The 16,229-nt window shown below is 60.8% G+C and carries 17 protein-coding genes, 1 pseudogene and 1 riboswitch; of the genes and pseudogenes, 10 read left to right on the forward strand and 8 right to left on the reverse strand.

Annotated elements, in window-relative coordinates; genetic code table 11:
• Positions 1–88: 88 nt before the first annotated feature.
• A complete protein-coding gene (locus AC3WMV_RS24720) occupies positions 89–1,273 on the reverse strand; it encodes an MFS transporter (RefSeq protein ID WP_103368539.1) in 1,185 nt (394 codons plus the stop codon).
• Positions 1,274–1,373: 100 nt separating this feature from the next.
• On the opposite strand from AC3WMV_RS24720, the gene AC3WMV_RS24725 reads away from it, so the two are divergent.
• Positions 1,374–2,138 (forward strand): AraC family transcriptional regulator, encoded by a 765-nt coding sequence (locus AC3WMV_RS24725; protein WP_027612202.1) that lies wholly within the window; start codon positions 1,374–1,376, stop codon positions 2,136–2,138.
• Between the two features lie 117 nt (positions 2,139–2,255).
• Here AC3WMV_RS24725 and AC3WMV_RS24730 read toward each other — a convergent pair whose 3' ends face one another.
• Complete coding sequence (locus AC3WMV_RS24730) at positions 2,256–2,885, reverse strand: LysE family translocator (RefSeq protein WP_027612203.1); 630 nt, start codon at positions 2,883–2,885, stop codon at positions 2,256–2,258.
• Between the two features lie 243 nt (positions 2,886–3,128).
• On the opposite strand from AC3WMV_RS24730, the gene AC3WMV_RS24735 reads away from it, so the two are divergent.
• The 3 genes from AC3WMV_RS24735 to AC3WMV_RS24745 all read left to right on the forward strand — a co-directional run bounded on the left by AC3WMV_RS24735 (position 3,129) and on the right by AC3WMV_RS24745 (position 5,962).
• Complete coding sequence (locus AC3WMV_RS24735; RefSeq protein WP_103368540.1) at positions 3,129–4,094, forward strand: 2-hydroxyacid dehydrogenase; 966 nt, start codon at positions 3,129–3,131, stop codon at positions 4,092–4,094.
• A 33-nt stretch (positions 4,095–4,127) separates the two neighbouring features.
• The gene (locus tag AC3WMV_RS24740; RefSeq protein WP_103368541.1) at positions 4,128–5,126 is read left to right on the forward strand and encodes a methyltransferase; all 999 of its coding nucleotides are present in this window, start codon (positions 4,128–4,130) and stop codon (positions 5,124–5,126) included.
• 39 nt (positions 5,127–5,165) lie between these two features.
• A riboswitch (yybP-ykoY riboswitch) is annotated at positions 5,166–5,290 on the forward strand.
• An 87-nt stretch (positions 5,291–5,377) separates the two neighbouring features.
• The gene (locus AC3WMV_RS24745; RefSeq protein WP_027612206.1) at positions 5,378–5,962 is read left to right on the forward strand and encodes a TMEM165/GDT1 family protein; all 585 of its coding nucleotides are present in this window, start codon (positions 5,378–5,380) and stop codon (positions 5,960–5,962) included.
• Between the two features lie 199 nt (positions 5,963–6,161).
• On the opposite strand, the gene AC3WMV_RS24750 is transcribed toward AC3WMV_RS24745, so the two are convergent.
• Positions 6,162–6,980, reverse strand: a complete 819-nt coding sequence (locus tag AC3WMV_RS24750) for a M48 family metallopeptidase (protein WP_027612207.1) — start codon at positions 6,978–6,980, stop codon at positions 6,162–6,164.
• A 1,352-nt stretch (positions 6,981–8,332) separates the two neighbouring features.
• Here AC3WMV_RS24750 and AC3WMV_RS24755 point away from each other — a divergent pair.
• Together AC3WMV_RS24755 and AC3WMV_RS24760 are read left to right on the forward strand one after the other, a co-directional pair.
• Positions 8,333–8,530: pseudogene (locus tag AC3WMV_RS24755) on the forward strand (HAMP domain-containing protein); the annotation flags it as partial.
• Positions 8,531–8,641: 111 nt separating this feature from the next.
• On the forward strand, positions 8,642–9,385 hold the full coding sequence (locus AC3WMV_RS24760) for a methyl-accepting chemotaxis protein (protein ID WP_371917797.1): 744 nt from the start codon (positions 8,642–8,644) through the stop codon (positions 9,383–9,385).
• Between the two features lie 105 nt (positions 9,386–9,490).
• On the opposite strand, the gene AC3WMV_RS24765 is transcribed toward AC3WMV_RS24760, so the two are convergent.
• From AC3WMV_RS24765 to AC3WMV_RS24775, 3 genes are read right to left on the reverse strand one after another with little or no spacing between them, the layout of a single operon-like run.
• Positions 9,491–10,114, reverse strand: coding sequence for an SOS response-associated peptidase (locus tag AC3WMV_RS24765; RefSeq protein ID WP_103368543.1), 624 nt, complete (start codon positions 10,112–10,114; stop codon positions 9,491–9,493).
• A gap of 36 nt (positions 10,115–10,150) precedes the next feature.
• Positions 10,151–10,411: a putative signal transducing protein gene (locus AC3WMV_RS24770; protein ID WP_025109321.1), complete on the reverse strand. Its 261-nt coding sequence runs from the start codon at positions 10,409–10,411 to the stop codon at positions 10,151–10,153.
• A gap of 9 nt (positions 10,412–10,420) precedes the next feature.
• Positions 10,421–10,603, reverse strand: coding sequence for a CPXCG motif-containing cysteine-rich protein (locus AC3WMV_RS24775; RefSeq protein WP_027612211.1), 183 nt, complete (start codon positions 10,601–10,603; stop codon positions 10,421–10,423).
• A 142-nt stretch (positions 10,604–10,745) separates the two neighbouring features.
• Between AC3WMV_RS24775 and AC3WMV_RS24780 the strand changes: the two genes are divergently transcribed.
• Positions 10,746–11,909 carry a 1-acyl-sn-glycerol-3-phosphate acyltransferase gene (locus tag AC3WMV_RS24780; protein WP_178085253.1) on the forward strand — a complete coding sequence of 388 codons (1,164 nt, stop codon included), beginning with the start codon at positions 10,746–10,748 and terminating at the stop codon, positions 11,907–11,909.
• Between the two features lie 143 nt (positions 11,910–12,052).
• Here AC3WMV_RS24780 and AC3WMV_RS24785 read toward each other — a convergent pair whose 3' ends face one another.
• Positions 12,053–12,331, reverse strand: coding sequence for a hypothetical protein (locus AC3WMV_RS24785; RefSeq protein WP_007967709.1), 279 nt, complete (start codon positions 12,329–12,331; stop codon positions 12,053–12,055).
• A gap of 194 nt (positions 12,332–12,525) precedes the next feature.
• Between AC3WMV_RS24785 and AC3WMV_RS24790 the strand changes: the two genes are divergently transcribed.
• Positions 12,526–12,732: a hypothetical protein gene (locus AC3WMV_RS24790; RefSeq protein WP_027612213.1), complete on the forward strand. Its 207-nt coding sequence runs from the start codon at positions 12,526–12,528 to the stop codon at positions 12,730–12,732.
• Between the two features lie 192 nt (positions 12,733–12,924).
• Here the strand turns inward: AC3WMV_RS24790 and AC3WMV_RS24795 are convergent, their stop codons facing one another.
• Positions 12,925–13,509 (reverse strand): YajG family lipoprotein, encoded by a 585-nt coding sequence (locus tag AC3WMV_RS24795; protein WP_003228101.1) that lies wholly within the window; start codon positions 13,507–13,509, stop codon positions 12,925–12,927.
• Between the two features lie 205 nt (positions 13,510–13,714).
• On the opposite strand from AC3WMV_RS24795, the gene AC3WMV_RS24800 reads away from it, so the two are divergent.
• Both AC3WMV_RS24800 and mqo read left to right on the forward strand, forming a co-directional pair.
• Entirely contained in the window at positions 13,715–13,948 is a 234-nt protein-coding gene (locus AC3WMV_RS24800; RefSeq protein WP_003228102.1) for a hypothetical protein, read from the forward strand.
• A 709-nt stretch (positions 13,949–14,657) separates the two neighbouring features.
• Positions 14,658–16,166 carry a malate dehydrogenase (quinone) gene (gene mqo / locus AC3WMV_RS24805; protein ID WP_027612214.1) on the forward strand — a complete coding sequence of 503 codons (1,509 nt, stop codon included), beginning with the start codon at positions 14,658–14,660 and terminating at the stop codon, positions 16,164–16,166.
• The last annotated feature ends 63 nt before the right edge of the window (positions 16,167–16,229 follow it).

The following is a 16,229-nucleotide window of genomic DNA, read 5'->3' on the forward strand; positions in this document are numbered from 1 at the left end:
TACCCCAGTCAAATCAGCCGAAGGAATGATTTGCACAGCCGTACAAATGCTAGCTTTGCGCCAGCATTTGTCGGTATTTCAGCGCCGTTCAGGCCGTTTGCCCTACAGCCGCTTCTGAAGGCGTCCGTGGGAAAACCAGCGCAGCAAGGAAGGTCAATGCGCCGAAACCCGCCAGAATCAAGTAAAGCCCGACAAAACCATGGCGCGGTTCGATGTAGGCAATCAGCGGAATCGCTGTCGCACTGGCGCCGAACGACAGGCAGTAACGCAGGGCGAAAACCCGCGATTGCCACTGCGGCGCGACGAAATTGGCGACCATCGAGTCGTTCACCGTCACCTGACCGAACACCACGAACATGAACGCCGCACCGAGCACGATCACTGCCCAACCATCGACATACGCCATGGCGTACAACAGCGGCGCCTGAAACAGCGTCAACACAATAAACGGCCATTTCAAGCTGACTCGGTGCAGCACCTGGCCAATGCTCAACTGCGCCACTGCACCAAAGGCATACGCCAGGCTGACCACCACGCCGAGGGTTTGCGGTGAGGCGAACAAATCATGCAGACGTTCCTGAAACAGCTTCGGGTAGGTCATGGTGGTGGCGTTGAACACCACGCCACCGGTGGCCGTCGCCAGTGCCAGCACACCGAACACCATGAGCATCGAAATCCGCTGCCCGGCAGCGCCCTTCAGTGCGGTGTGTGGACGCTGCGGGATCGGCTCTTCACGCACCTGCACGGCAAAGCCGATTCCCAGCATGATCGCCACCACCCCCGGTAACACAAAGGCCGACCGCCAGCCGAACTGCGCCACCAGCAACCCGGTGATCAGCACCGAGAACGCCACGCCGAGGTTGCCCCACATGCCATTGATGCCGATCTCCCGCCCGCGATTCTGCGCGTAGGCCACCAGCATCGCGGTGCCCACCGGGTGGTAGATCGCGGCGAAAATTCCGATCAGGGTCAACCCGATCACCAGCATCGTCGGGCTGGTGCTCAGCCCGGTGAAGATTGCCGAAGCGCCGATGCCGAAGAAGAACACCAGCACCATCTGCCGCCGGCTCCAGTGATCGCCCAGCCAGCCGGCCGGTAACGAACAGGCGCCAAAGGCAATGAACCCACCCAGCGAAAGGCCGATCAGCGCGGCGTAGTCGAGGCCGAAGGCCTGGGTCATGCCGAGCACGGCGGCGGGAAAAATCAGCATGAACATGTGATCGATCACATGGGCGGCGTTGACGTAGCGAATGACGTTTCGAGATTGATTCATGGCGGCACGCTTGTGTTTGTTATGGGCGGATTGTTGTCAGCGGCTTTATGCTAAGTTGGCGAAAAAGCGCATACCTGCCAACCAGGTCATCAAACCCGACATGTTGATCAGCCATTTCGAACACGGCCCGGTGAGTGCCTATCCCCGGGATTATCTGGACGGCGCGCACCAGCCGCTGCACCTGCACCGCGAGGCGCAGTTGCTGTATGCCGTCCGAGGGGTCATGCGCGTGGTGACCGACCTTGGTGCCTGGGTGATTCCGCCAAGCCGCGCAGTGTGGATTCCGCCGCAAGTCGCGCACGAGATTTTCATGTCCGGCGATGTGCAGATGCGCTCGCTGTTCATTGCCCCCGAGCTGTCACCGGCCAGCCTGCAACAGTGCTGCGTGCTGGCGGTGACGCCGCTGTTGCGCGAGTTGATCCTGCGCGCCGTTCAAGGCCCGCCGCACGCGGATAATCCGCTGATCCAGCAGTTGATGCTGGAAGAGCTCGCCAGCCTGGAAAACCTGCCGCTGCACATTCCAATGCCCACCGACCGACGCCTGCAGAACATCTGTCTGGCGTTGCTGCACACACCGGATCACCCCAACACCCTGGAAGACTGGGCGCAGCAGGTCGGCGCCAGCTCACGCACTCTGGCGCGGCTGTTCCAGCGACAACTGAAGATGAGTTTCAACGCCTGGCGCCAGCAACTGCGCCTGATGGAAGCGCTGCCGCGCCTGCTCGCCGGGGACAGCGTGCAGCGCGTGGCGCGGGATCTGGGTTACGGCAGCGCGCGGGCGTTCAGCGCGATGTTTCGCCGTTTGCTCGGGGACAATCCCCGGGAATACCTGAATAATCTGAGCAAACTCAGCGAGCTTGTGTAAGGCCCTGTGGGAGCGAGCCTGCTCGCGAAAGCGGTCTTTCAGCCACCAGTAATGTCGACTGATCCAACGCATTCGCGAGCAGGCTCGCTCCCACAGGTTTAAGTCGCGGTTCTGAGATCAATGCATCTCGGTAAACGCGATTTTCACGCCGAGAGCGATCAGCACCGCGCCCATGGTGCGGTCGAACCAGTGGCCCATGCGGGCAAAACCGGCACGTACACGTTGCTGACTGAACAGCATCGCCACCAGGCAGAACCAGAAAGCGGTCGCAACGGCCAGGTAAACCCCGTAACCGGCCTGCACCGCCAGTGGCGTGTGCGGGTTGATCACCACGGTGAACAGCGACAGGAAGAACAGCGTGGCTTTCGGATTCAGACCATTGGTCACGAAGCCCGAGGTGAACGCGCCGCGCGCGGTGCGCACGCCGGCCTCTTTGTGCAGATCATCGGTAACGGTTTTCGCTGGCTGCGCGCGCAAGGCCTTGAAGCCGATGTACAGCAGGTACGCGGCGGCGGCCCATTTCAAGGCGTTGAACAGCACGATCGACTGCGACACGATCAGGCCGATGCCGAGCAGCGAATAACCCACATGCAGGAAAATCGCCGTGCCCACGCCCAGTGCGGTCCAGGTGCCGGCGCGACGACCATGGGTCACGCTCTCGCGCACCACCACGGCAAAGTCCGGGCCGGGGCTGGCCACGGCCAACAGGTGGATCAGTGCAACGGTCAAGAACTCGGTCCAGTACATGGGGGCTCCTCTGGGGGTGATCATCAGCTTGAACACATCGCCTGAATGCTTTTCCCCTGTGGGAGCGGGCTTGCTCGCGAATGGCGTTGAGTCAGGCAACCTTTATGGGTCTGACACGCCCTCTTCGCGAGCAAGCCCGCTCCCACAGGTTTTGTGAGCACCTCGGGCACTGCGTAACGTTTTGTTTCATCTGGTAGGCTCGGCAGATTACGCCTTCCGTTCCCAGCACAAAAGGTACAGTTGATGACGAACCCGCGCCGCGCCGTATTCCTCGATCACCCGTCTCTGGATCTCGGCGATCTCGACCTCAGCCCGTTGCGCGCCTGCTTCAGCGACCTGCAACTGTTCGCCCAGACTGCGCCTGATCAAGTCGCCGAACGCCTGCACGGGGCCAGCGTGGCGATCACCAACAAGATCCGCATCGACGCCGCCGCGATGGCCGCCAACCCGGATCTTAAATTGATCCTGATCACCGCCACCGGCACCAACAACGTCGATCTGGACGCGGCTCGCGCCCACGGCATCACCGTGTGCAACTGTCAGGGTTACGGCACGCCGTCGGTGGCGCAGCACACGATCATGCTGCTGCTCAACCTCGCCACCCGCCTCGCGGATTATCAAAAAGCCGTCGGCGAAGGTCGCTGGCAGCAGGCCAGACAGTTCTGCCTGCTCGACTATCCGATCGTCGAACTGGAGGGCAAAACCCTCGGCCTGCTTGGTCATGGCGAACTCGGCGGTGCGGTCGCCCGACTGGCCGAAGCATTTGGCATGCGTGTATTGCTCGGACAGATTCCGGGCCGCCCTGCCCGCCCGGACCGTCTGCCGCTGAACGAATTGCTGCCGCAGATCGACGCCCTGACCCTGCACTGCCCACTCAACGAACACACCCGGCACTTCATCGGTGCCCGCGAGCTGGCGGCGATGAAACCCGGCGCTTTTGTGGTCAACACCGCTCGCGGTGGTTTGATCGACGAGCAAGCCTTGGCCGATGCCCTGCGCAACGGTCACCTGGGCGGTGCGGCGACCGATGTGCTCAGCGTCGAACCGCCGGTCAACGGCAATCCGCTGCTGGCGGCCGATATTCCGCGGCTGATCGTCACTCCGCACAACGCTTGGGGCAGTCGCGAAGCGCGGCAGCGTATCGTCGGCCAATTGACCGAAAACGCCCTGGCATTCTTCAGCGGTACAGCGCTGCGGGTCGTCAGTTGATAAACTACGGCACTTTTTTTCCAGGGAGCAGTTATGGATCCGCGCAGTGAAGTACTGCTTCGTCAGGCCGAGTTATTCCAGGGTTCGCTGTTGTTGGCCGGTTTGCCTGCCGACGATCTGCTCGGGCGCCTGCCCAATGCGTTCGGCTGGTGCTGGCATGCCGGCGATCAGGCCGCTCTCGATGCGCGCTTCGAAGGTCGCAGCCATTTCGGCGTAAACGTGCCGGAGCGCGAGTTCGACAGCGCCGTGGTGTTTTTGCCCAAGTCCAAGGATCTGAGCGATTACATCCTCAATGCCGTGGCCGCACGTCTGCCCGGGCGCGAGGTGTTTCTGGTCGGGGAAAAACGCAGCGGCATCGAGGGTGCGTCCAAGCAACTCAACCCGTTCGGCAAGCCGCGCAAACTCGACAGCGCCCGTCACTGCCAACTGTGGCAGGTCACCGTGGCCAACGCGCCTGAAGCAAAATCGCTGGAAAGCCTGGCGCAGACTTATGAGCTGCCGCTGGCCGAAGGCCCGTTGAAAGTCATCAGCCTGCCGGGCGTGTTCAGCCATGGCCGACTGGATCGCGGCAGCGCCCTGCTTCTTGAGCATCTGGACAAACTGCCGAGCGGTCATCTGCTGGATTTCGGTTGTGGCGCCGGGGTTTTGGGCGCGGCGGTCAAACGGCGTTATCCGCACAACCAGGTGACTTTGCTCGACGTCGATGCCTTCGCCGCCGCCAGCAGTCGCCTGACGTTAGCGGCCAACGGTCTGGACGCCGAAGTGCTGACCGGTGACGGTATCGACGCTGCACCGATGGGTTTGAACGCGATTCTGAGCAACCCGCCGTTCCATGTCGGCGTGCACACCGATTATTTCGCCACCGAGAACTTGCTGCGAAAAGCGGCCAAACATCTGAAAAACGGTGGCGAACTACGCCTGGTCGCGAACAGCTTCCTAAAGTATCAGCCGCTGATCGAAGAGCATCTGGGCGTGTGTGCGATCAAGGCCGAAGGCAATGGTTTCCGGATTTACCGGGCCAAGCGCGGCTGAAAATTTGTTCTTGCTCTATCGGTTTTGCGAAGGCAGAATCCGCTCCGTCCTAGGGGAGTAGTCTCCCACGAGCGCCAAGCTCGTCCGGCATACGTCAACATACTTGATCCTCAGATCATGGCGTATGCGACCCAAGCGTCCGCACCAGACGGATCGCAGGGTTTGACAAGACCTATGACACGCACACCTTACCCGGGGCGGGAAGGCTGTACGTGTCATAGCCGTGTCGACCCGCCCCTTAGGAAATCCTGATGCTGGACTCGTTACTCGTTCCCACCGCAATCGTTGCCTTGGCCGAAATCGGCGACAAGACGCAACTGCTCGCGCTGATTCTCGCCGCTCGCTTTCGCAAACCCTGGCCGATCATTGCCGGTATCGTCGCTGCGACCCTGGCCAACCACGCGGCAGCCGGTGCGGTAGGCGCCTGGTTCGGCAGCTTCTTCTCCGATTCGGTGCTGCACTGGATTCTCGCCGCGAGCTTCACCGCCACTGCGCTGTGGACGCTGGTCCCGGACAAGATGGACGACGATGAAGCCAGCACCGCACGCAAGTTCGGCCCCTTCCTGACCACGCTGATCGCGTTTTTCCTCGCGGAAATCGGCGACAAGACGCAAATCGCCACCGTGATGCTGGCGGCGCAATACCCTGAGCTGTGGCTGGTGATTATCGGCACCACCCTGGGCATGTTGATTGCCAACGTGCCGGTGGTATTGGCGGGTAACTTTGCCGCGGAGAAATTGCCACTGACCTTGATCCGTCGCCTGGCGGCTTCGGCGTTCCTGATTCTGGCGATCGTGGCGGTGTACAAGGCAATGCAGAGCAGTGGCTGGATTTAACCCCTGAGCCGTGATCTGACAATTAACTGTGGCGAGGGGATTTATCCCCGATGGGGCGCGAAGCGCCCCAAACCTGCCTCCTCAGAGTGTCAGACATAACGCATTTGCAGGTTTTGGGGCTGCTTCGCAGCCCATCGGGGATAAATCCCCTCGCCACAACAGCCCTCCCAACCTGAAGAATCGTTGTGTCCTTCGACTCTTAGGATTTAGGGGCTTTCTCGTACAACGGCATCACCTTCGGAATCGCTGCCTGCAGCGAGGCGATCCGGCTGGACGAGGCCGGGTGGGTGCTCATGAACTCCGGCGGTGCGCCTTCCGAAGCCTTGCTCATCTTGTTCCACAAGGTGATCGCCGCATTCGGGTTGTACCCGGCGCGGGCGGCCAGTTCCAGACCGATCAGGTCGGCTTCGTTTTCGTTAGCGCGGCTGTTGGGCAAGGTCATGCCGTAATTGGCCACGGTGTCGGCCAGCGCCAGGCTGTCCTGCCCCAGACCGAGCAACGCACCGGCACCCTGCTTGGCCATTTCAATGCCATAGGCTTTGGACATCGCTTCACGACCGTGCTCGCGCAGGGCGTGGGCGATTTCATGGCCCATGACCGCCGCGATTTCATCGTCGGTCAGCTTCAGGCTGTCGATCAGCCCGGTGTAGAAAATGATCTTGCCGCCAGGCCCGCAGTTGGCGTTGAGCTCGTCGCTCTTGATCAGATTGACTTCCCACTGCCACTGCGCCGCATCCGGGCGGAAGTTCGGTGCCTGGGCGATCAGCCGGTTGGCAATCGCCTGAACCCGCTTGGCCTCCGGGCTGGTCTTGTCCAGCACGCCTTTGCTCGACGCCTCGCCGACGGTCTTCTGATAGGACTGGGCATACATCTGGTCGACCTCTTGCGAGGACAGCATGCTGAACATGTACTGCTTGCGCTCCACACCGACGGCTCCGCCGCTGGTGGTGTTGACCGACTGACAACCGGCCAGCAACAGCGCTGCGCTCAGTGCACTTACAACCAATGTCTTGTTCATTCAAAAGCTCCCTGAAAACCTGCCGCGTATCGTAGGGGGTGAATTGTATCGGCGCCAGATACAACAGACGTGTTGCAGCGTCTTTCGGAAGTTTCCCACCGCTGTTGTCGTAAAAAATTCACAGCAACCGGCAAGTCTGCTGCCGCTGCGTCGCGCACCGATCCATTTGCGACATCCTCCGCCCTTTGTTCCGCTCAACGCTCATGGCGCCATGCCTGCTGCCGATACAACAGCGCAGACGTCCTCTTGCGTGCGGAGCTCCCATGAAGTTCAAGTCGATCCAGTTTTCCGTCGCCGCCCTGGCCGGCGCCATCGTCCTCAGCGTGGTTGCCGCGCTGGTGCTGTACGCGCTGTTCTCCGGTGCCCGCACTCAAGACATGGTGCAGCAGCGCACTCAGGCGCAGTTCGAACAAGTCATCGAACAACGCCTGACCTCGCTGGCGCAGACCCAGGTCAGCCAGATCCAGCGCGAACTTGAAGCGCCGCTGCTGATTGCCGGCGGACTGGTGCGGGTCAACGCGCTGCTCGGCACACCGGGCGCCGACGGCCAGCCGCGCCTGAGCGTCAGCCGCGAGCAACTGATCAGCCTGATCAAGGAGAACGTCGAGCAGAACCCGAAGATTCTCGGCACCTACATCGGCTGGGAAAAAAACGCCCTGGACCACAATGACGCGGCCTACGTCGGCAGCGCCGTGACCGGTATCGATCCCGCCAACGGACGCTTCCTGCCGTGGTGGTTCCGCAATACCGACGGCAGTCTGGGCGTGGACAAACTGGCCGATGTCGACGATCAGAAAACCCTGTCCACCGGGGTACGTGCCAGTGAGTACTACCTCTGCTCCAAGGAAACGAAAAAGCCCTGCGTGATCGATCCGGCGCCGTACAAGGTCGGCGACAAGGTCGTGATGCTCGCCTCGTTCATTGAACCGATCATGCTCAACGGCGCATTCCAGGGCATCGTCGGCGCCGACCTGTCGGTGAACTTCATCCAGGACATGCTCCTCGGCGCCAACCAGAAGTTGTACAGCGGCGCCGGGCAAATGGCCCTGATCGGCGGCAACGGCCGGATCGTCGCCTACACCCAGGATCCGAGCAAATTCGGTGAAAAGGTCAGCGACATTCTCGACGCCGAGCAGATCGCCAACATGGCCAATCTCAAACGCGGCGAAGTCACCTACTCGGTCAACAAGGACAAGGGCCGCATCGAGCTGTACCTGCCGTTCGGCATCGGCCAGACCGACGCGCGCTGGACCCTGATGCTGCAACTGCCGTTGAACGCGGTGATGGCGGATCTGCAAAAACTCCAGGCCGACCTTGATGCGCAACGCAAGTCCGACACCTTCGGCATGGCCATGGTCGGCCTGATCATTGCCGCCATCGGTTTGCTGGTGATCTGGCTGGTGGGTCACGGCATCGCCCGCCCCTTGAAGCAGATGGTCGCCATGCTGGATGACATCGCCAAAGGTGAAGGCGACCTGACCCGTCGCTTGAGCAGTGATCGCAGTGATGAACTGGGCTCGATTGCCAAGGGTTTCAACACCTTCCTCGCCAAGTTGCAGGCGATGATCACGCAGGTGGTGACGTCGGTGCAGAGCGTCAGCGATTCCTCGGAGCACACTGCCGACATCGCGATTCGCACCAACATCGGCATTCAGAAACAGATGGCCGAGATCGATCAGGTCGCCACCGCGGTGCAGGAGATGACCGCCACCGCGCAAGACGTGGCGCGCAACGCCACTCAGGCCGCGCAAGCCGCCAGCCACGCGGATCAGGCTGCCGGCCAAGGCATGCAGATCGTCCGTGATACGTCGAACTCGATTGGCGTACTGGCGGTGGAAATCGGCAAAGCGGTGGAGGTGGTGCAGACGCTGGCCAAGGACAGCGAAAACATCAACGCGATCCTCATCGCGATTCGCGGGATCGCCGAGCAGACCAACCTGCTGGCGCTGAACGCAGCAATCGAAGCGGCGCGGGCCGGCGAACAAGGGCGCGGCTTTGCGGTGGTGGCGGACGAGGTGCGCAATCTGGCGCAGAAGACCCAGAAGGCCACCGAAGAAATCCAGAGCATGATCCAGCAGCTGCAACAGGGCACCCGCGATGTGGTGCGGGTCATGGAGGACAGCCAGAACCGCACCGACGAAAGCGTGCAGCACGCGGCGAAAGCGGCTGAAGCGCTGGAGACAATTACTCAGGCGGTGTCGGTGATCAATGACATGAACACGCAGATTGCCAGTGCGGCGGAAGAACAGAGCGCAGTGGCCGATGACATCAACCGTAACGTGATCAATATCGGTCAGGTGGCGAATGAAGTGGCGGGCGGTGCGGATGAGTCGAGTTCGGCCAGTGCGGGTCTGACTAAATTGGCGGAGCAGCAGCGGCGGTTGATCAATCAGTTCAAGGTCTGATCCAAAGGCCCCTTCGCGAGCAAGCCCGCTCCCACAGTAATTTTGCGGCGTTCACAAAACCTGTGGGAGCAAGCTTGCTCGCGAAGAGGGCGGCACAGCATCAACTCAACCCGGAGTCAGACACTCCGGCCCATTGAGCTTCGGATCATTGATCAGGTTCGCCAACACCCGCTCGCGCAATGCCGCCGGCTCACTGGCGAGCAAGCCCTGCAGCACATGCAACGGCGTCGCGGGATCGAGCCAGGCCGCCTGCCCCGCCTCATCGAGAATCAACGGTCGGCGCTGACTGGCCGCCGGCTGCGTGATGACGGCGGTGCTCAGCCACACCTGCTCTTGCACCGGATACGCCTCCCAGATCGCCGCGAAAAACAGCGACGAGCCCTCCCCCGGCGTCAGCCAGTACGGGCGCTTGCGCAGGTTGCCGCGCCATTCGTAGAAACCGTTGGCCGGCAGCAGACAGCGGCGCAGGCGCAGCGCCTCGCGGAACATCGGTTGCTCGGCCACTGTTTCGGCCCGGGCATGCGCCGGTGTTTTCGACAGATCGGTCAGCCACGGCGGTGTCAGGCCCCAACGGGCGCGGGTCAGCGTGCGTTGGCCGTCGGCCTCGGCACGCAGCATCAACACCGAATCATTGGGGGAAATGTTCCACTGCGCCTGCTGATCGGCGGGAAATCCGGGCAGGGCCGCGAAATCGCGGTTCCAGCGAAACAGGGCATAACGTCCACACATGGGGCAACACGACTCAGAAATAAAACGAACGTCAGCCTAACAGACCAGCGTCCCGGGGAAGCTCTCCGGTTCATCGCCGGGCAGCGGCAGCGCGGCATTGTACGCGGTGATCAGTTCGCGGGCGTATTCGGCTTGATCGTTATCGACCGACAGGCCGAGCAGGCCGAAGATCGGCAGTTCACCGGTGCCGCCGAGCAGATCCCGGCCCACCAGATGCGCCTCGATGCCTTCACTGGCGAGCATGCCCTTGAGCATCTCGCCTTCCATCAGGTTTTCCGGCTCGTAGATTCGCTGCATGGGCGCCCCTCACTCGTTTTCGCTGAAGACTTCCAGAAACCAATCCTCGCCATGCACCTGCAATACGAACTTTATTGGCGCACAGCACACCTGACAGTCTTCGATATAGGTTTGATCACCGCCGGACAAGTCCACTGTCGTCTCGACCGTCTCCCCACAATAAGGACATTCGTATTCAGCGGCTTCCAGCATCGCGGTCTCCCAGGTGACTTGTGCGTATAATCGCCGGTCTATTTGCAGGGCTATTTTTGTCTGGCTACCTTTTCAGACCGTGCCCCGTTGGTTTTCGATCAAAACCTTTACTTACCCTAGCCGTTTCCAACAAGAGAGCATGATGGGCGAATTCGATGCCATCCGACCTTACGACGACAGCGAAGTACCTGCGGTACTGGCAAGACTGCTCGGCGACAAGGCGTTTCTAGATATCCTCACCCACTTCCGCTTCCCGCGTTTTGCCGGTGCCTTCGGCTGGATGCTCAAACCACTTATAGCCCATCGGCTGCGTCGTGAGTTTGCCGACGTGACCTCCGTGGCCACTTTGCAGGACAAAGTCGAGTTCTACGTCGACCACACCATCGAGCGCGCCACTGATGGCGTGACCTACACCGGTGTCGAGCAATTCAAGTCCGGCAGCGCCTACCTGTTCATTGCCAATCATCGCGACATCGTGATGGACCCGGCCTTCGTCAACTACGCGGTGTACCACGCCGGCCTGCCGACCCCGCGCATCGCGATCGGCGACAACCTGCTGCAGAAACCCTTCGTCAGCGACCTGATGCGCCTGAACAAGAGTTTTATCGTGCATCGCTCGATCACCGGGCGCCGCGAGAAGATGGCGGCGTATCAATTGCTGTCGGCGTATATCAACCACTCGATCCGCAACGATTGCGCCTCGATCTGGATCGCGCAGGCTGAAGGCCGGGCAAAGGACGGCGACGACCGTACCGAGTCGGCGATCCTCAAGATGTTCCACATGAGCCGCAAGGACGAGCCGTTCGGCGAGGTCATCCAGTCGCTGAACCTGACCCCGGTGTCGATCAGCTACGAATACGACCCGTGCGACCAGGCCAAGGCACGTGAGCTGTACATCCGCGCCACCACCGGCACCTACGCCAAGGCGCCGGGCGAGGATGACGTGAGCATTGCCAAGGGCATCACCGGTTATAAGGGCCGGGTGCACGTGAACTTTGCCGCGCCGATCACCGAACTGTTCGAAGACACCAAGCAATTGGCGGCCGAGATGGACAAGCAGATTCTCGGCGGTTATCGCCTGTTCCCGGTGCATTACCTGGCGTACGCGCAGTGGGCCGATGCCGATCCGCAACTGAACGTGCCGAAGGCTGCCGAAGTGTTCCCGGCGGATGAATTGGCCAAGGCGCAGGAAGAATGGCAGCGCCGACTGGACGCCTGCCCTGAAGAGCACCGTCCGTATCTGGTGCTGCAATATGCGACGCCGGTGCGCAATCAGTACCGAGTGAAGGCTGGGTTGCCGTTGTAAACAGGCATAGCGGAGCCCCTGTGGCGAGGGGATTTATCCCCGATGGGTCGCGAAGCGGCCCCAGGATTCTGCCTGAATAATCATGGGCCTGCTGCGCAGGCCATCGGGGATAAATCCCCTCGCCACAAGGTTTTGCATTCGCTTCAGAAGCGGGTGCTGATCCAGGAAACGATCAGGGCCAGACCGAGGCAGGCAAAACCGAAGCGGTAGAAAAAGCGGTTCATGCGCAACGTCGCCCAATCCAGAATCGGTTCGGCGTTGGGTTGGGCCTGGCGTTGCGCGGCGATGCTGGCCATGGCGCGCTGTTCACGGCGGCGGGTCGCGTGCAGCAGCCAACTGCCCGGGAAGGCCAGGGCCAACGCCAGCAGGTTGATCAATTTGGCGGGATGGGCGGTAAACAGCGTCATCAAGTGCAGCGACATCACAGACCTCGGAACTGAATCGGTGTGGCAGGCGCCAGATCGACGACCGCGGCGCGGATTCTACCGAAACCCTCCGCCACTACCCTACCCTTTGCGACAAATAACCTGACAATCGACCGATGGCTGTCCTGTGTCACGGCATCGTCATTTACATCGGCCACCATGCGCGCCTCGAAACACACATGGAACGCGACATGCTGCACGCCGAAAACCAGGATCGCCTGTACCTCATCACCCCGACCGACGAACAACAAAGCCTCGTCGGCAGCCTCGCCTTCAATGTTCAGGATCGCCACTGGCTGGTGTATTGCGCCCTCGGCGGGCATCAGCATGCGGATTTGCCGGAGACGGATTTGCTGACCGGTGTGAGTGTCCTCGACTTCTACTCCCAGGCTGCCTGACACACGCCTGTCCCTGTGGGAGGGGGCTTGCTCCCGAAGACTGAGTGTCAGTCGACTTCTGAGTTGACTGATCCACCGCTTTCGGGAGCAAGCCCCCTCCCACAGTTGTATGAGTATTCAGATAAATTTTGTGGCCACAAAAAAGCCCGGAGCCATCACTGGCGCCGGGCTTTTTCACATCAACCGCACAGCTTACTCGGCGAGGATCTGACCCACGGTCGGGTCCTTGAACAGACGGGTCAAGGCATCGCTCAACACGTCGCTGACCAGCTTGGTGTTGGTTTCCTGGTTCGGCGCCATGCCGAAACGCTGGTCCAGCGAAGCGCCGTAGCGGCCGCTGTAACGACGGTTGCCGCTCTGCACGTCGGAGCGGAAGGTCGCGCCGATGGTGGCTTCGGTCACGTACATGCCTTCTTTCGGCGACTGGTACTTCAGCTCGGTCAGGGTCACGGTCAGTTGCGGCGCGTTCATCCCGTTGCTGGTCGGGGTGAAGCCGAGCAGACGTACGGCGGCTTCAGCCTGCGCCTGCAACTTGGGCAGGATCTGCTCGCGCTGCACGGTGATCGCGCTGGTTTCCGGGTACAGGCCACCGCGGGTGCCGAGGGTTGGCGACGGACGACCGTCAACCACACGCACCACCACTTGCTGGCCATGGCCGACCGGGGCCAACTGCGTGGTCAGCTTCGGTTCCGGGCTCAGTTGTTGCGGGCTGTGGGCGCAGCCAACCAGGGTCAAACTGGTCACAGTGATCAAACCGAACAACAGGCGTTGCAACATGCTCTTTTCTCCAGAATCAGGCACAAACAGGCCGGCAGTATAGCGGTGGGCCACTGCGGGTCACCAGCACCCGACAGTGAATACTCAAATGTCTGACAAACCCGTGAGAATGCGGTTCCTGTCACAGATTGTTCACCGCCCATACACCTCGGCGTCACGGCCGCCAGGCAAGCTTCAAACCAGTCCTCCAACAAGGTACTCGGCCATGCGTTATCTGATCTCGTTGTTCGCCCCACGCCCACTGCACCGCAGTTTTGCCCTGCTCGATCGCAACGGTCATTGCCAGGCATTCAAGCAGTGCAGCCTGCAGCCGATGGGCGATGGCTGGGTGGAAATCGAAGAAATCCGTCTCAACTGGTTGCACCAGCCACTGCCCGCCAGCGCCCGCGTCATACCGTCGCAGCCCCGCGCACGCGTGCAAGCGATGTTGAGCATCTGACCGGATGCCTAATAAAAGTCATTAAACACGAGCAACTGCCCGCATTTCTTCGATACAATCTCCCCCCGATTATAAGGACGTCTCCTGATCGGGCCCCGCAACACCGTCAATGCGCATGCATCGACACCCAAATCGCCCACAGAGAGCCGCCCACACAGATCGAGTGAAGTTGGCGCGCTTGCCTGTTCTTCCGGCAAAAACCCCGCTTTTCGCGAATCTGCAGAGCTGTCATGACGCTCGGCCACCGCGTTGTTTTGCCCTTGCGGGCAGGGTGCCAGGCCTGGACAGCCCTTTTTTGAGGTTCACGTCTTCAAAAGAGCGTGAAAAAAACGGGTTTTCACAACTTCACAAGAGTGTGGCGAGCAAATGAAAAGTTTTGCGTCTGAACATGCACCATTAGCGTCTGAAACAGCCCAACGACACAGGACCGGGTATACCTCGAACATCGGAGCCTGAAGCCTGTCCGCTACGGATTTGGTTGCACAAAAACGGATGTCTCGACCATAAGTCGAATTGCCAGCCGCGTGCTGAAATGAGTTCATGGAGCTCTTGAAGCCAGGCCGCATGCATCCGTCGAAGTTGCGAAAAATTGCGAAGATTCGGACATGACGAACCTGACCATGGGTATCCGGGGCGCAACTGACCTGCCCCGTCACTCCCTGGCAGCCATGCCGACAATTTGGTGCTGCAGATTTTGGAGACGCGTTAAATGGCGCATAACGAAGCAGTCGACGTAGTTCTGGTTGGGGCCGGCATCATGAGTGCCACCCTGGCAGTACTGCTCAAAGAGCTCGACCCGGCGATCAAGCTGGAAGTCGTCGAGTTGATGGATTCCGGTGCTGCGGAGAGTTCCAACCCGTGGAACAACGCCGGTACCGGCCACGCCGGCCTGTGCGAGCTGAACTACACGCCGCAGGCAGCCGACGGCAGCGTCGATATCAAGAAAGCCGTGCACATCAACACCCAGTTCGAAGTGTCCAAACAGTTCTGGTCGTACCTGACCAAGAAAGGCACCTTCGGCTCGTGCAAATCCTTCATCAGCCCGGTACCGCACCTGAGCTTCGTTCAGGGTGACAAAGGCGTGTCGTTCCTCAAGGAACGCTTCAACGTGCTGCACAAGCACCACGCCTTCTCCGACATGGAATACACCGAAGACAAGGCCAAGATGGCCGAGTGGATGCCGCTGATGATGCCGGGCCGCTCGCCGGATGAAGTCCTGGCCGCCACCCGCGTGATGAATGGCACCGACGTCAACTTCGGCGCTCTGACCAATCAGTTGCTCAAGCACCTGACCAGTGCACCGGACACCCAGGTCAAATACTGCAAGCGCGTCACCGGCCTCAAGCGTAACGGCGCCGGCTGGACCGTCAGCATCAAGGACGTCAACAGCGGCGCCAGCCGTGAAGTCGACGCCAAGTTCGTCTTCCTCGGCGCCGGTGGCGCGGCCCTGCCGCTGCTGCAGGCTTCGGGCATCGAAGAAAGCAAAGGCTTCGGCGGCTTCCCGATCAGCGGGCAGTGGCTGCGTTGCGACAACCCGGAAGTGGTCAAGCACCACCAGGCCAAGGTCTACAGCCAGGCGGCCGTCGGTTCGCCACCGATGTCGGTGCCGCACCTGGACACCCGTGTGGTCGACGGCAAGAAATCCCTGCTGTTCGGGCCATACGCCGGTTTCACCACCAAGTTCCTCAAGCACGGCTCCTTCATGGACCTGCCGCTGTCGGTTCGCGCCGGCAACATCGGACCGATGCTGGCGGTGGCGAAAAACAACATGGACCTGACCAAGTACCTGGTCAGCGAAGTGATGCAATCGATGGAGCAGCGTCTGGAATCCCTGCGCCGCTTCTACCCGGAGGCGAAAGCCGAAGACTGGCGTCTGGAAGTGGCCGGCCAACGGGTACAGATCATCAAGAAAGACCCGAAAAAGGGCGGCATCCTGCAATTTGGTACCGAACTGGTCGCGGCGAAGGACGGCTCCCTCGCCGCCCTGCTCGGCGCTTCGCCAGGCGCTTCGGTGACCGTTTCGATCATGCTCGAGCTGATCGAGAAATGCTTCCCGGCCAAGGCCAAGGGTGAGTGGGCGGCCAAACTGGCGGAAATCTTCCCGGCCCGCGAGAAGGTTCTGGAAACCGATGCTGCGCTGTATCGCAAGATCAACACGCAGAACAACATCGCCCTGGAACTGGTTGAAGAAAGCAGCGAGACCCCAAGCTTCGCTTGATCTTGCGGCATAAAAAACGCCCCGTACTCAGTGAGTGCGGGGCGTTTCTTTTGCTGGGATAAA

The sequence above is a fragment of the Pseudomonas sp. FW305-3-2-15-E-TSA4 genome (assembly GCF_058787295.1).